Genomic DNA, 15,120 nt, shown 5'->3' on the forward strand with positions numbered 1-15,120 from the left:
TGATATGAATGGGAGTGAAAATGATCAAACTAAGCGGGCGATTAATTTGTCAGAATCTAGATGAAGCCCAAATTGTCCAGCGCTTTCTCCCTGAGCACACCAGCTTAACCAGAAATGAATCCGGCTGCATCGCCTTTGATGTCGCTGTCACTGCTGATCCCCTTGTTTGGTCAGTTGAAGAGTTATTCACCGATGAAAACACCTTCACAGCACATCAGGAAAGAATTAAAACTTCCCAATGGGGCACCGAAACTCGCTTTATTCTAAGAGAGTACGAGATAACGGAGATTGTATAATTTCAGTGTCAATTATGCGTATTATTGAGTTCGTCTTTATTCTCAAAAAAGGTCATCCATCATGAAAGATAACCAATACCAGCCCCCAAAGGTCTGGACTGAAAATAATGAAAGCGGCGGAGTGTGGTCCAAGATAAACCGGCCTACCGCGGGTGCTCGATTTGACGCTACCCTACCCGTCGGTAAACATCCGCTCCAGCTTTACTCCCTAGCAACACCTAACGGCCAGAAAGTCACTATCTTGCTAGAAGAGTTATTAGCCATTGGTGTGAAAGAAGCGGAATACGATGCGCATTTGATACGCATAAGTGAAGGCGATCAGTTCTCAAGTGGCTTTGTTGCCGTTAATCCAAATTCGAAAATCCCAGCCTTGATGGACCACTCAACACCCACGCCAGTGAGGGTGTTTGAGTCCGGTGCCATCCTGCTGTATTTAGCAGACAAGTTTGGTCATTTCTTGCCGAAATCCCACGAAGGTCGCACAGAAGCACTGAATTGGCTCTTCTGGTTACAAGGGGCAGCGCCGTATCTAGGCGGCGGTTTTGGTCATTTCTATCACTATGCCCCAGTGAAAATTGAATACGCGATTGACAGGTTCACGATGGAAGCCAAGCGTCAGCTTGATTTGCTTAACACCCTACTTAAAGATCGCGAATACATCGCAGGGGATGAATACTCCATTGCTGATATCGCTATCTGGCCGTGGTATGGCAACTTGGTGCTGGGTCTGCAATACGAAGCTGGGGAGTTTTTGGATGTGAAATCCTATACCCATCTGCTGCGCTGGACAGAAAATATCGCCAAACGGCCAGCGGTACAACGCGGTCGGATTGTCAACCGCACATGGGGCGCACCCGAAGAACAATTGCCTGAACGTCACGATGCATCAGACTTTGATCATTTAAAGTGACATTCTAACGTCCAATATTATGCTTCACATCGCAATCTCGCCGCCCCCTTCATAGGGGGTTTTGCCTGCAATCTTCATCACTTCTGCACCCATAGTCACAAAAGGCGCGCGCCGGCTGGCATAGATAATCCCGCCCGCTTGAGCACGAACGGCTTGTACCGTATCGGTAATGGGATCGACGACTTCAGCGACCACCTCCCCCTTACTGACCCATTCGCCGGGCTGGCGCAACAGCAGTAAGATACCACTGACTGGCGCACTGACGATTTCACCAGCGGTAAAAGGCAACATCGTGATTTCACGTTGCGGTACTGCTGGCACGTTCCCTGAGATGGCGCCTCGATACTGCAAATAGTGATAGATACGTTCTGCGTCGGCACTGGCTAATGCATGGCTGACATCTTGCTGCCCGCGCAATTCAACAGTGACCGCCATGCAAGCCGGTGCTAATTGAAGAAGGCTCGGATGTTGCTCTGCCAGTCGATGCCACGGTAAACCGCAAGCTTCATCGAAAGACCCCCCGCCGCTATCGTGTGACAGCAAAACGGTGTCGATAGCTAAAAACTGCGCCAGTGTTTCTACCTGATCGCGCCAAGCTGGATCGGCGTATAAGTGCAAGATAGCGTGATCGTCACAATGAAGGTCTAGCACCAGATCTGCATCGCAAGCCAGCTCTAATAAGTGTTGGCGTATGGCTGCAACCTCACTAAGCACGGGTAAAGCTTGCAGAGCGTTAACCATCGCCGTTCGTATGTGTTGGCGTAAGCCTTTTTCGTCGGTCAGGCGAGGATTATTGGGAGGTAAATTAGATATCAGGTGTGATGGAATCAATCGAGCCAAATCGGGGAAATCGCGATTGAAATTACGGCCACTGACTAAATCGAAACGGCCAATACCGCTGTTGAGCAACACTTGCGCAATGCCCGCAGGGTTTGCCATCGGCACAACAATGATTTCACTTTGAATTTCACCACGCCGTTCCGCCTGGCTCAGTAATCTTTTAAGATAATGTAATACCAACATGCCGGGCAGTTCATCGGCATGGAGCCCAGCTTGCAGGTAAATTTTTTCGCCTAAGCCCGGCTGGCCAAAATAAAAATGGGTTAATTGACGCTGCCCACCGAGGGCATGTTCAGGTAACTTATGATGATTGATTTTCATTGGACGTCCTATCTGTGGAAAAGAAAGCCCGACTTGACCGAATTGACAAAAAAATCCTCGAAATCCTCAGCCAAGATGGTCGCATCTCTTATCAGAAGCTGTCTGAGCAGGTGAATCTGACTGCGCGCCCCTGCCTTGAGCGTGTGCGGCTATTGGAGCGCGCCGGTATTATTCGCGGCTACAGTGCGATTGTTGAGCTACCGGAGCCAGAGCATGCCTTCGTGATTCAGGCGCAAATTGCTTTGGCTGATCATGGTCAATCGCAAGCGGCATTCGAGCAAGAAGTCCGTAAAACGCCGGAAGTACTGGATTGCTGGTTGGTCGGCGGCAGTTTTGATTTCTTGGTTCGCATTGGGTGCCGCAACATGGAACATTATCGCTTGCTGGCGGATAACTGGCTGACCAGCAAAAAATTTCGGGTCGATAAAATCGTTACCCTTACAGAGTTACAGGTCATTAAACGCACCTGAAAAACTTAATCATGGCGGGCAAAGGCGAGCCAACGCCGTTCTGCCCGCGAAAATAAAAAGATCAGCATAAAAGTACACAATAGATAAAGCGCGGCTGCCATCAAAAAGGGGATAAACGGTGAATAGGTTGAGGCGTAAAAAGCCCTCGCTACACCAGTGATATCCAGTAACGTCACCGTACTCGCAAGAGACGTGGCATGTAGCAAAAATACCATTTCGTTATTGAGTGCCGGGATACCGCGCCGCAGCGTTGCGGGTAGCACTAAACGCCGAATAATCTGCCATTGGCTCATGCCAAACGCTTCACCCGCTACCCATTCTTGGCGCGGGAAAGTGATCATCATGCCCGCCAATAACTCAGCGACGTACGCACTGGTATTCAGCACCAGTGCTAAAGTGGCACAAAAAGTGGCATCGCGGAACAATAGCCAGAAAGGTTGATCATCCTGCCAGCCCAGTTGCACGATATCAAATTGGGATAGGCCATAATAAATCAGCATCAGTTGCAGGTAGAGCGGCGTACTGCGAAAAAAATAGGTGAAGCTGCGAATAAGCCATGCCAGTGGTCGAGGGCCAAATGCCTGCCCGACCGCCATCAGTAATGCAAGCAACATACCCGGCACCACTGACAATAAAAACAGTTTGGCGGTCATTGCCAGACCCGTCGTCTCAGAACCATCGCTATACAAAAAAGTCGGGACAGCTTCCAGTATGGTTTGTAGGTTCATTAGCGCGCCCTCGCCGCAGTTGAGGTTGAAAGCGCATAGCGCCGAGCAAGGAGGCTAAAACCCCAACTAGAAAGCGCAGTAATGACCATATAGATAAGCGCCACCAAGAAGTAGAACAAGAACGGTTTTTGTGTCGCTCGCCCCGCCTGCTCAGCCAACCACACCATATCTTCCAAACCGAGAATGGAGATCAGTGCCGACGCCTTCATTAATCCTAGCCAGTTATTATTGATACCCGGAATCGCAAAGCTGAGCATTTGCGGCAACATAATGCGCCTGAACACTTGCCCTGGGCGCATACCATAAGCCACCGCAGCTTCAAGCTGCCCACGATCCACCGTTTGAAACGCCCCGCGGAAGGTTTCGGTGTAGTACGCGCCGAACACAATACCAATCGCCAATACCCCAGAGATAAAAGTATTGAAGCGAACGGGTCCCAGCCCCAATAAGCTAAGGAATCCGTTCACCAACATTTCACCGCCAAAGAACAACAGCAACATGATGACCAGTTCAGGAATACCCCGTACTAACGTGGTGTAACCTGTCGATATCCAACGCAGCCAGCGTGGGCCAAAGAGCTTAATGACCGCATTAATCAGCCCCAAGGTGAGCGCCACCAATAATGAAAGTAGCATCACACACAGCGATAATCCTGCCCCATGGGCCAGTAATGGCAAATACTCTACAACCATTATCGGCCTCCCGCCGCTGACAAATTGCATCTGGACAAATCAGCGCCCATCCAGCTGTTTTTGAATAACAATGCTTTATGAATAACACTGCTTTTTGGATAACAATGTTAATTTTGACAAGCCATTAAAATCAGATGGTCATCAAACTCAGTTGCCGTAAATATCGAAACTGAAATATTTCTTCTGAATGGCATCATAGGTGCCATCAGCACGGATAGCCTTGATTGCACCATTCAATGCATCACGTAATGCAGGGTTGTCTTTACCTACTGCGATTCCGACATCAGATGAGATGGTTTCGTCTTGGATAACGGGGCCAGCAAACGCAAATTTTTGCCCGCGCGGTGTATCGATAAAGCTGCTAGCGGCTTGAATATTATCTTGCAGCGAGGCATTAATACGCCCAGACAGGAGATCTAAGTAAACGTTATCCTGATTGGCATAGGAGACAATTTTCACCCCTTGCCCGCCCCAATGTTTTTTAGCATAGGTTTCGTGAATCGAACCTGTTTGCACGCCGACAGTTTTGCCTTTCAGGCTCGCGGCGTCTGGCAACAACGGGCTGCCTTTACGCGCGACTAATTGGGCTGAACTGCGATAATAGCGATCAGTAAAATCGACTTCTTTTTTACGTTCATCCGTGATGCTAAGAGACGCAATAATCGCATCGAACTTTTTAGCGTTAAGCGCGGCAATCATGCTTTCGAACGGTTGCTTCACAAATACACATTTAGCATGCAAATTGTCACACAATGCATTGGCGATATCGATATCAAAACCTGTTATTTCGCCGTTAGGTGAAAGCACGTCAAAAGGTGGATACCCGCCGTCCACACCAAAACTGATCGTCTCAATCGTTTGAGCTGCAACTGGGGTAGAAAGCATCGGAGCAGAAAGTATCAGGCCAGTAAACAATGCAACTAATGTCTTTTTCATGATTAAAATCCCGGTGTTGGCAAGTCGTTATAAGCGATAAGTCATTAGAAACGAAGTGAGAGGCAGGTCAAGCCGCCATCCATTTTTTTAAACTCACTGGTATTGAGCTGGATGATTGGCATCCCCAGTTTTTCAATTTGTGCCAAGGTGTAAGGATAACCCTGCGGCGTAATTAACGTATCGTTAATCCATAAAGTATTACCAGCATAGGATTCCGCTTCAGGGATAACAATGGTATCAAACGCAGCAAATGCAGGATGATGCTGGTAATCCTCCGTCAGCAGTAACGTGTTGCGGCCCACGTAGTTAACAATCGACTTAAGGTGCAGTCCCGCACTGACTTCAATATCGGTGACACTGTAACCATATTGCTGAACTGCACCCGTGAATTCAGTAATCCCGACCTGATCAGTCCGCGAGGTCAGCCCGATGAAGAATTGTTTACCCACTAACAAAACATCGCCGCCATCAAGATGCCCTTTATTGCTCATCCGAAAAACAGGTCGATCAGTAAAGAGTGGTTCGATGGTATCCACCTCCCCTTGGCGACTTGGCGCGCCTGGGTGTGTTATCACCGCTAACTCCGGCATCACTACCGCAGTATCTTCAACAAAATGCGCATCAGGATAAGCAGGAGCTGCAGGTAAAATAGTCACTTTCAATCCCAGTCGCAGCAACGTGTCCACATAGGCTAGAAACTGTTGTCCCGTGGCCGCAACATCAGGTGCACCTAATTTGGACGTTGTCTGACCGTGACCACAAGTGTCTGCTGGGAGTCTGGCAATGGCTTGAGTAAAGTGCATAGCGGATTCTCTTGATTAAATGGGAGCAAAGTCGTTGATCTGATTATTAAACAGATACTGTCTCCAATCAGGTTGAAACTAGCTATCATCGCTATACATTTGCGCTGTATATGAGTTCGATGGCGACCTATTCCGCTGTTGAGATATAATGAGTTATCTAATGTATGATCCGCGAAGGATGCTAAATGAAGAGTTTACTGACAGTGATGATTGCACTGCTCTTAATCAGCTGTGCCAATACCGGTCATGTCGGCGTGAGTGGTGGCTCGGGAGGAATATCTTCGATCAGTATCGGTACCGGTGTTCGACGTTAAATCATTTTTATTTGCTTCCCTCTTTTTAACTATATAAGAGGGAAGCCTCTAAAAAACCTGCTCACGGGTTATCGCCATTTATTGCGGCGGTCAGTTCTTATTAGCGGAATGGTGGTTCGTTGAAGGTCCGTAATTTACGTGAATGTAATTGATCACCTTCTGCGCGCAGTAAATCTATGGCTCGAATCCCTATCTGCAAATGCTCTGAAATTGCCCCCTCATAGAAGTGATTGGCCTGACCCGGTAATTTAATCTCACCGTGTAAGGGCTTATCTGAAACACAAAGTAACGTGCCATAAGGTACACGGAAGCGATAACCTTGTGCCGCAATAGTCGCACTCTCCATATCCACAGCCACTGCACGACTGAGGCTGAAACGCAGCGCCGAAGCAGAAAAACGCAGTTCCCAGTTACGATCGTCTGAGGTCACCACTGTACCGGTACGAAGCCGCTGTTTTACCTCAACGCCCGGCATACCACTCACTGCTTTGGTGGCATCGTATAGTGCCCGCTGAACCTCGGCGATACTTGGAATGGGGATATCCGGCGGTAATACTGCATCAAGTACATGGTCGTCACGTAAATAGGCATGCGCCAGAACATAATCACCGATCGCCTGACTTTCTCGCAAACCACCACAATGCCCGATCATTAGCCAAGCGTGCGGCCGTAATACCGCCAAATGATCACAAATAGTTTTGGCATTGGATGGACCTACACCAATATTCACTAAAGTGATGCCATGCCCGCTTTCAGCGATTAAGTGATAGGCGGGCATTTGATGTTTCTTCCAAGCTAAATCCGAAGTGGTTCTTTCCGGATCGGCCGTTTCCGCCGTAATGTAGCTGCCACCGGCACAGGATAGCGCGATATAAGGGCTAGTTGGGTCCAGAATTTGCTCGCAAGCCCAACTGACAAACTCATCAACGTAACGGCTATAATTGGTAAAAAGAATATAGGGTTGAATATGTTCTGCCGGCGTACCGGTATAGTGTTTCAGACGCGCCAGTGAAAAATCAGTGCGCAGCGCATCAAAATGCGATAACGGGAAATCCGCTGAGGCAGTATCTATTCCGTCAGTGATACCATCGCCTATTTTCGCCAGATCAGTGGTTGGGAAATGCTGTGCAAGCCCCGCCGTCATCGAGCGATCCAGAATCAGGTCGGAACCATCAATAACAAAAGGATATGGCATTTCTTGTTGTGACGGTGTCACTTCAAATACGGCACCATACTCAGTTTCTAGCAGAGACAGCTGCTCTGTCAGGTATTCGCGGAACAGCGCTGGCCGCGTGATAGTGGTGCTGTATTGACCCGTACGCGAGAAACGCCCATAAGCACGAGTACGTTGGTGGTCACGGAACCGACCATCCCAACTCACACTCAATTGGGGATATGAGAATAACCCCTTAGCCCGCTCCCCCACATCCGGCAAAGAACCGTCGCGAATAAATGCACTGATCGCATCACGTAATGCTGCCAGTGCAGAGTCGTATAACGTCTCCAGCCGATCAATCGCCTCGGTTGCTGAGAGATAAGTTGTCGCTTGTGATTGATTCAAAATAACTCCTTTTATTACGCCAAAGCCGTGTGACTAAATTTCTCAATGAGTCGCTTCGCCAGAATCATCATGCATTAAAAATATGACAGTGCCACCGCGAATTGTTTTTTAAATTAACTGTTTTCGACAAACAAGGTGCCATTTTGCCACTTATTCCGGCGTTTGATTCCGCTTCTCAACACTAAAGTATAGGTTGTCGCAGATAACACATTATTTTCTGCCTTGGGATTCATTACAAAGGTCTTTTTTGCGTGGCGAAATCATTTTTACGCAGTGGTAGTTTGGACGATCTGCTAGCGTTGGGCGAAAACGGGCAACCGGTTTATGCATCAGCACTTCAGATCAGAGAGGCATTACGCCTTAAAAAACAGCAGCATATCGCTGATTGCTTAGCCATTCCTCAGGTCAATGAGCAAGGCGACCGCATTGATTGGTATGCCCCTGCGGAGGGCAAAGTCACCTCGTGGATGGCGGCCAGTCACGCTGAGCGTAAAGCAGCGATAAAGCAGTTGTCCGTGTGCCTGTCGAGCATGAGCGACTTGTGTCAGCGTGCGCAAAAATCAGATAAGGCCGCTCAACGACTCTTCGGTGTCCTGCTCGCGAAAACCTTGCAATTTCCGGATCAAAGCTACGTCTATTTAGTGGCGGGTAAACCTGTCGTGACGTTCTGGGGCTTTATTAGCCAAGATAAAAAAATGCGCGCTGACCCGCTAGATTGTCTCCGTCAGACGGCTGAGATTACCGAGCCACCGATCACCACCCTGAGTGCCGCGCCAATTACCCCTATTGCCCCGCCGGTTAGCCCTGCCGCCGAATTACCGCCTGAGCTTGAAGCGCCACCGGCTCCGCCGCTCGAGGTTGTTGTGCCACCAATACCGACCGTTGAACCCATCAAAAAAACCATTAATTGGTTGCGATTCAGTTGGGCGTTACCCGTGGTGGCGTTAATCATCGCATTGATCGTGCAGTTCAGTGGGGGAATGACAGATAAACCCTCTGCTGTCCCAGAGGCTAATGCAGCGGTCATTGAGGATACAGTTACTGACGATAAAGTAACTGACGATAAGCCGGCTGAAGATAAAACAGCCCCTACCGTTTTGCAAACGCCTGCAACCCCGTCAATTAATCTGGCACAACCAGAAGTCAAGACTCCACAGCCTTTAGCGGAGCCAACACTTCCATTGGGTCATGCCACTGTTATCCCTGCACCTATCGTTGTTGAACCCGCTAGCGCGCCAGTTGCCAACGCCACTGAAAATAAAAATGAACTGATACTGCCTTTCGACGCGGTCAAAGTGGGATCGACGGCGTTCCTTAACGGTAACTGGCGTGTCAGCCCAGAGATTAAAGCTGCCCATACGGGGAAAGCGCCCAGTCTGAGATATCAGATTAAAAATGGCAAAGGTACGGTAAGAATCACCCACGGCGATAATGTCACCTGCCGTGCAAACATCACGGCCGGACTGATGAAGTCAGGTAACTTGGTGATCAATAGCCGCTACAGGGCGCAGTGCAGCGATGGCTCTAAATATCAAATCCCCGAGATCGTCTGTAAACAAGGTGTCAGCGGCGTTGCCGATTGCAAAGGCAAATATGACGCTAATACGACTCTTCCAATGACGATGAAGCGTGAGACTAAATAATATTATGCTGGCTACGATCACCGACTATAAACAGAAAATCACGCTTATTCAGAATAGTGGTATCCAGTTTCTGGACTTCGCGTTTAAACCTCAATTTGAAATTGAACGACAGAATAAATTTGTGCGTAAGAGTGCTAACGGCCCACTGTTACGCCTGAATTACCATGAAGAAAACGGAAAGTATGCGTTGATAGTGCCGGGTGCAGCCCCTGAGATTGTGAAACCTGAATTTGGTTTTCCGCTGGAACAATCACTCAAATTGTTGAATAAAATTTGGCTCCCGCTACCCTTTTTACGTTTCAATCCACCGCGCAATTTTATTGCTGGGCCTGATAACTGGGCCAGAGTACAAATTTTAGTTTTAGATACGCCGGATCAGGATGGCAATACATTACGTATCACGCTGGCTTTTGACACTAAAACCTATCCTGAAGGCCACGCCAATGAACCTTTAGCCCCAAATGAAAACGACATCAAAACCGGTCTGAGTTTTGCGCTCGCCTACCAAAATGAAGAGCTAGCCGAGTTCCTCGATTTGACGTGGGTAGATGGCTGGCTAAGGGAAGTGTTCACACAGCAGGCGTCTGAACAAGAAGCGCGGACAGCCCGCCATATCAGCACTTCACTGCGTGAATTTGAATATCAAGCACACTATCTTAACTTGCTGGAATTGCTGGGTAGCCAGATTGGGATACCTGAAATCAAAATCAATACCAGCACCTTGCAAGAGCCGGTAGTGAATGTCGATTTGATTCTTGATGTAGGCAATTCCCACACCTGTGGCATTTTGGTTGAAGATCATGCCGATGAAAGCAACGGGCTAAAACAGACTTACGAATTACAAATTCGAGATTTGAGTGAGCCTCATTTTTTGTATAACGAGCTGTTTGAAAGCCGCATGGAATTTGCTCAAGCAAAATTTGGTAAACCGAATTACTCGGTTGAAAGTGGTCGCGATGAGGCTTTTATTTGGCCATCGATCACTCGTGTCGGCCGTGAAGCTAACCGTATGGCACTACACCGCTTAGGGACTGAAGGGTCCACTGGGATCTCCGGTCCTCGCCGTTACTTATGGGATGAAGAAACCTATGCCCCCGGTTGGCGCTTCAATGAAACACAAACTGCGCAAACACTGGAGCCACCTGCGACCGCGCTTCCGCTCACCCATTTGGTGAATGATGATGGTCAACCGCTGTACAGTATGCCGGTGGACGAGCGGCTACCCGTGTTTTCACCTCATTATAGCCGCAGCTCATTGATGACATTTATGCTGTCAGAGCTGTTAGCGCAAGCACTGATGCAAATCAACAGTGCTGCGCAACGTTCGAAAATGACCCATGCCAATGCGCCGCGGCAATTACGCGCCATCATTCTGACACTCCCGTCTGCCATGCCCAAACCTGAGCGCGAGATTTTCAGACACCGGATGAATGAAGCTATCGCCTTAGTCTGGAAAGCCATGGGCTGGCATCCTGCAGATGATAATTTTGTATCTGAGGCTGATCGCGCCAAAAGCCAAATACCCGTGCCCGATGTGCAAATGGAGTGGGACGAAGCCACTTGTGGCCAGATGGTCTATTTATACAACGAAACGCAGGTTAACTTTGGCGGCCGCACCGCCGCCTTTTTTGCCAGTATGGCACGACCGGACAAGCAGCTTGATGCAGGGGAAGTGGCAGGGAAAACCTTGCGTATCGCCTCAATTGATATTGGAGGCGGCACAACAGATCTCGCGATTACGCAGTATTGGCTGGATGATGGCATGGGGAATAATGTCAAAATTAGCCCGCGATTGTTGTTCCGCGAAGGATTCAAAGTTGCGGGCGACGACATATTGCTCGATGTCATCCAGCTTTACATCCTGCCAGCCCTTCAGGCGCGGTTGAAGAAAGCCTCAGTCGCAGATAGCAATGGGTTAATGGATAAGTTATTCGGCAATGACGGCAGAATGGATGGGCAATCAACGCTGCGCCAGCAAGCAACATTACAAATATTTATGCCAGTAGGAAGAGCGATTCTAGAAGCCTATGAAAGATTTGACCCGCTGGACACCAGTGCTGAAATTGATGCCAGTTTTGGTGAGTTATTGACGCAGCGCCCAACACAGAAAGTGCTGGATTACATCAACAGCGAAGTTCAGCGAGAGTTACCTACCGAGGTTAGCGAATTTGATATTTTGCAGGTGCCATTGGTGCTGAAGCTGAGCAAACTGCATGGCGAATTCTTGTCTCACCGGATGAGCATCACACAGAATCTGCGGTCATTATCTGAGGTTGTGTCACTTTATGCTTGCGATGTGCTGTTGTTAACTGGCCGCCCTTCGCGCTTTCCTGGCATTCAGGCACTATTTCGCCATCTGCAACCGTTGCCAAATAACCGTATCCTCTCGCTAGATGGCTATCACACCAATGACTGGTATCCATTTAACAAACATGGCCGTATTGATAACCCTAAATCCACGGCCGCAGTGGGTGCGATGCTCTGTTTACTGGCACTCGATTTGCGTTTAGCGGGGTTTTACTTTAAAGCGGGCGATTTTCAGCCTTACTCCACCATTCGCTATCTGGGGATGATCGACTGTCGCCATACGCTGACAGAAGAGAATGTTTACTATCGTGATATCGATCTGGATAGTAATAGCTTCGCTTTGCCCACCGAGGCGCGTTTTCAATTGAGGGGTGCGGCATGTCTTGGCTTCCGCCAGCTAGATAATGACCGCTGGCCTGCTTCACCACTTTATACCCTATCCATCGTTGATCCGGAGTTAGCACGCAAAGTCGCTGGCGACAGTGTATTGCACATAAAGCTAAAGCTGGTGAAAGGCGATAGCCATGTCGCGAACAAACACAGTGAGAATGGGCCAGAACGTTTCGAAATAGCCGATGCGGTACTGCTAGATGGCAGCCGTGTACCGCTGCACCATCTGCGCCTCAAGCTAAACACACTCGCCAGTAATGGCTCTGGATCAACCCATTATTGGATTGATAGTGGGAGCGTATTTAGAAAATGAAATCATTGACCAGCAAACAGCTTAATAGCCAGCTTCAGCAAATGGCGCAAGGTATTGAACAAACGATCGGATGGGTAAGCAAAACGCGCCAACACAGTGTTCGACTGGATACCGAAGCCGACCTATTGACCATCAAACTTCAGCGTCATCGCAAAAAAACGCGTCAGTTAGCAGACTCGGTTTTAACCGCCATGACCATTGGCTTCTTTGGCCAGTCGTCCGCTGGGAAACAGTATCTTATTTCAGCGCTAGCAGCGGATACTAATGGCCGCTTGGAAACCACGCTCGGGGGTAAAACGCTCGACTTTTGGCAGCAAATCAAGCCCTCTTATCAGGCCAGTGGCATTGTTACTCGATTCAATCATCAGACTGGCGTCCTTCATGAAAGCCATCCAGTCCTGCTTTCCTTACTGACTGAAATCGATATGGCCAGAATTGTAGCGGGTGCTTATTTGTTGGAAAATCAACAGAATGAATTGGATCATTCCCTTGATGAACAGCATATCGCCGAGCATTTACAACAGCTAACGATGCGCCGACAACCTTGTATCATCGCTGGGATGAGCAGTGACGATGTCATTGGCTTATGGGACTCTCTGGCCCGCCATGATGCACATCGTCAAAAGAAATTGGAGGCCCATTTTTGGCCTGCCGCGGTTGAATTGGCTCCTTATCTGAACATTGATGATCGCGCCAATTTATTCTCCGTGCTATGGGCCGAATGTCTCCCAATGACCGATGCATACCGCCATTTCGCCTACACGTTGCAACATCTAGGGGGAGCGACACAATTACTGGCACCACTGAGTGTGTTAGTCGACGATACCTTGCTACCGGCCAATGGCATCATGAATGTCGCCACCCTCAATGACTTAAATACTCCAGCTGACAGCCATATTCATGTGCTGCCATGGATCAACAATGAAGCAAGTCAATCGGTGACATTGTCACTTGCTGAATTAACCTTCTTGGCGATTGAATTGCAGATCCCACTGCCGATGTCCGCCAATAAAAATGCTTTTGAATCTGTGGACTTAGTCGATTTCCCTGATTTTAGCGACACCTATAATACGCCAACGACACTTGGATACGCGGCTTATCCGCTGGCGACACGTCTATCACAATCAAAAAATGACTTCCTACTTGAGCGCTACACGGATAAACAGCAGGTCAACTTACTCTTAGTGTGTCATGCGGCGGCGACACGCGATGATGTGAAGACGGTAGGCAAAGCACTGGATTATTGGGTTAAGCAGGCGCAAGGGGAAAATGCCCAAGTACGTGATCGGCGAAATCCTGGGCTTATCTGGGCGCTCACACCATTCGATCAACGGATGAGTACCGATCAACCCGAGAATGGCATGTCTCATCATGACGAAGCCGTGCAACGTTATGTTGGCAACCCCGGCGACAGTTGGGGAACGCTGTTGGCATTAGACGCGCGCGGCGTTGAACGAATGATGACTTATCTGACACAAGAAATTCGTCGAGATATCAAGACTGAACGTATCATCGAGCAATACCAAGAACTGCAACGGGAATTGACTGACAATTTGCTCGCCGATTGGGCTCAGCCAATTACCAGTGAATCACAACAAAAACAGCAGATCGCAGAAACGTTGCTCAAAGTATTGCAAACCCGTACTGGCTTACATGGTGAATTACTGGAACGGCTATTACCTTCGCGGGATGACTTACGCAGCCTTTATTTACAGCAACAAGCACCAAGGCAACAGCAAAGTCATGTGGCTGAATCCGTCACATCAACCCTCAACGTAGAGCCTTTTAGCATCGGTATTGATATCGACTTATTTAGCGACCTGCCCCTATCATCTGCTGTCCAGCCAACCATCACGCCCAGTGTCGAAAGTGATTATGAAACTGAATTTGCAGCGAGTGTGCATCGCTATTGGATCAATCATCTGCGGCGACTACCGGATAATGGCCCGTTGATTGAGTTATTAGGCATCAGGAAGCCGATCATTGAGATGTTATCCGCTGAGCTCATTACCGCGAGTATCCGGTTAGATATTGCTGGGCAGTTGGTCACCATTCTGGCAGACAGCGAGCAAGTGGGATTACATCGTGAAACTAAAGCAGATCGTCAAGTTTCACGTGCTTTGACTGTCTTGGGCGATTTTGTTGCTTGGATCGGTTTTTTGCAAATCAGTGAAGAGCTACGCCCTAATAGCCGTATTAATCGAGGCGCTAAGATTTTTGCCAAACCTCCTCAGTCAGCCTCCCCGTTGGGTGTTTCGCAGCGATTAACAAAACTCGCGCATACCCCAACCAATACGACTGCGTATTATATTTATGATTGGTTGGTAGGTTTAGGTGAAATGATTATTCATAACGAAGGATTTTCAGCTCGCAGTGAAATAACAGATCTACATCGTGAACAGTTAGCATCGATAGTCCTGTTGTTGAAAAATGATGGGCTGAAAATGGTGGGCTGAAACACGTTAAGCGCTGATGGAGATCATAGCCTCAACGGAAATAGAATGAATCATTCTCGGTCATATGCCGAGAGTGATTCACTACCGCCGTTTTTATTATGGCGCTATTACACATCAATTTTTATTGGCTAAAATTTTAA

The 15,120-nt window shown here is 48.5% G+C and carries 13 protein-coding genes; 7 read left to right on the forward strand and 6 right to left on the reverse strand.

Features of this window, described 5'->3' with window-relative positions; translation table 11 throughout:
* The first annotated feature begins 20 nt into the window (after positions 1 to 20).
* Both DA391_RS11305 and yghU read left to right on the forward strand, forming a co-directional pair.
* On the forward strand, positions 21 to 296 hold the full coding sequence (locus DA391_RS11305) for a putative quinol monooxygenase (protein ID WP_050873080.1): 276 nt from the start codon (positions 21 to 23) through the stop codon (positions 294 to 296).
* Between the two features lie 61 nt (positions 297 to 357).
* Positions 358 to 1,206, forward strand: a complete 849-nt coding sequence (yghU, locus tag DA391_RS11310; RefSeq protein WP_050081076.1) for a glutathione-dependent disulfide-bond oxidoreductase — start codon at positions 358 to 360, stop codon at positions 1,204 to 1,206.
* A gap of 24 nt (positions 1,207 to 1,230) precedes the next feature.
* Here the strand turns inward: yghU and DA391_RS11315 are convergent, their stop codons facing one another.
* Positions 1,231 to 2,367, reverse strand: coding sequence for a M14 family metallopeptidase (locus DA391_RS11315; protein ID WP_108087712.1), 1,137 nt, complete (start codon positions 2,365 to 2,367; stop codon positions 1,231 to 1,233).
* 14 nt (positions 2,368 to 2,381) lie between these two features.
* Between DA391_RS11315 and DA391_RS11320 the strand changes: the two genes are divergently transcribed.
* Positions 2,382 to 2,837 carry an Lrp/AsnC family transcriptional regulator gene (locus tag DA391_RS11320; RefSeq protein WP_019210001.1) on the forward strand — a complete coding sequence of 152 codons (456 nt, stop codon included), beginning with the start codon at positions 2,382 to 2,384 and terminating at the stop codon, positions 2,835 to 2,837.
* Positions 2,838 to 2,842: 5 nt separating this feature from the next.
* Here DA391_RS11320 and DA391_RS11325 read toward each other — a convergent pair whose 3' ends face one another.
* The 4 genes from DA391_RS11325 to DA391_RS11340 all read right to left on the reverse strand — a co-directional run bounded on the left by DA391_RS11325 (position 2,843) and on the right by DA391_RS11340 (position 5,996).
* Positions 2,843 to 3,565, reverse strand: coding sequence for an ABC transporter permease (locus tag DA391_RS11325; protein ID WP_050081078.1), 723 nt, complete (start codon positions 3,563 to 3,565; stop codon positions 2,843 to 2,845).
* Entirely contained in the window at positions 3,565 to 4,257 is a 693-nt protein-coding gene (locus DA391_RS11330) for an ABC transporter permease (RefSeq protein WP_049607353.1), read from the reverse strand. Before DA391_RS11330 ends, DA391_RS11325 begins: the two co-directional genes overlap by 1 nt.
* Before the next feature lie 147 nt (positions 4,258 to 4,404).
* On the reverse strand, positions 4,405 to 5,193 hold the full coding sequence (locus DA391_RS11335; RefSeq protein ID WP_019209998.1) for an ABC transporter substrate-binding protein: 789 nt from the start codon (positions 5,191 to 5,193) through the stop codon (positions 4,405 to 4,407).
* Between the two features lie 44 nt (positions 5,194 to 5,237).
* Positions 5,238 to 5,996, reverse strand: coding sequence for a dimethylarginine dimethylaminohydrolase family protein (locus DA391_RS11340; protein ID WP_108087713.1), 759 nt, complete (start codon positions 5,994 to 5,996; stop codon positions 5,238 to 5,240).
* 185 nt (positions 5,997 to 6,181) lie between these two features.
* Here DA391_RS11340 and DA391_RS24590 point away from each other — a divergent pair, with 185 nt between their 5' ends.
* Positions 6,182 to 6,310 carry a hypothetical protein gene (locus tag DA391_RS24590; protein WP_254911742.1) on the forward strand — a complete coding sequence of 43 codons (129 nt, stop codon included), beginning with the start codon at positions 6,182 to 6,184 and terminating at the stop codon, positions 6,308 to 6,310.
* 100 nt (positions 6,311 to 6,410) lie between these two features.
* On the opposite strand, the gene DA391_RS11345 is transcribed toward DA391_RS24590, so the two are convergent.
* Positions 6,411 to 7,871: an AMP nucleosidase gene (locus DA391_RS11345; RefSeq protein ID WP_050285622.1), complete on the reverse strand. Its 1,461-nt coding sequence runs from the start codon at positions 7,869 to 7,871 to the stop codon at positions 6,411 to 6,413.
* A gap of 251 nt (positions 7,872 to 8,122) precedes the next feature.
* On the opposite strand from DA391_RS11345, the gene DA391_RS11350 reads away from it, so the two are divergent.
* From DA391_RS11350 to DA391_RS11360, 3 genes are read left to right on the forward strand one after another with little or no spacing between them, the layout of a single operon-like run.
* Positions 8,123 to 9,514, forward strand: a complete 1,392-nt coding sequence (locus DA391_RS11350; RefSeq protein ID WP_057642909.1) for an SrfA family protein — start codon at positions 8,123 to 8,125, stop codon at positions 9,512 to 9,514.
* Between the two features lie 4 nt (positions 9,515 to 9,518).
* Positions 9,519 to 12,524, forward strand: coding sequence for a virulence factor SrfB (locus tag DA391_RS11355; protein ID WP_108087714.1), 3,006 nt, complete (start codon positions 9,519 to 9,521; stop codon positions 12,522 to 12,524).
* Positions 12,521 to 14,980, forward strand: coding sequence for a putative virulence factor (locus DA391_RS11360; RefSeq protein ID WP_108087715.1), 2,460 nt, complete (start codon positions 12,521 to 12,523; stop codon positions 14,978 to 14,980). Before DA391_RS11355 ends, DA391_RS11360 begins: the two co-directional genes overlap by 4 nt.
* Positions 14,981 to 15,120 lie beyond the last annotated feature (140 nt).

It is taken from the genome of Yersinia massiliensis (genome assembly GCF_003048255.1).
Taxonomy (GTDB): Bacteria; Pseudomonadota; Gammaproteobacteria; order Enterobacterales; family Enterobacteriaceae; genus Yersinia; species Yersinia massiliensis_A.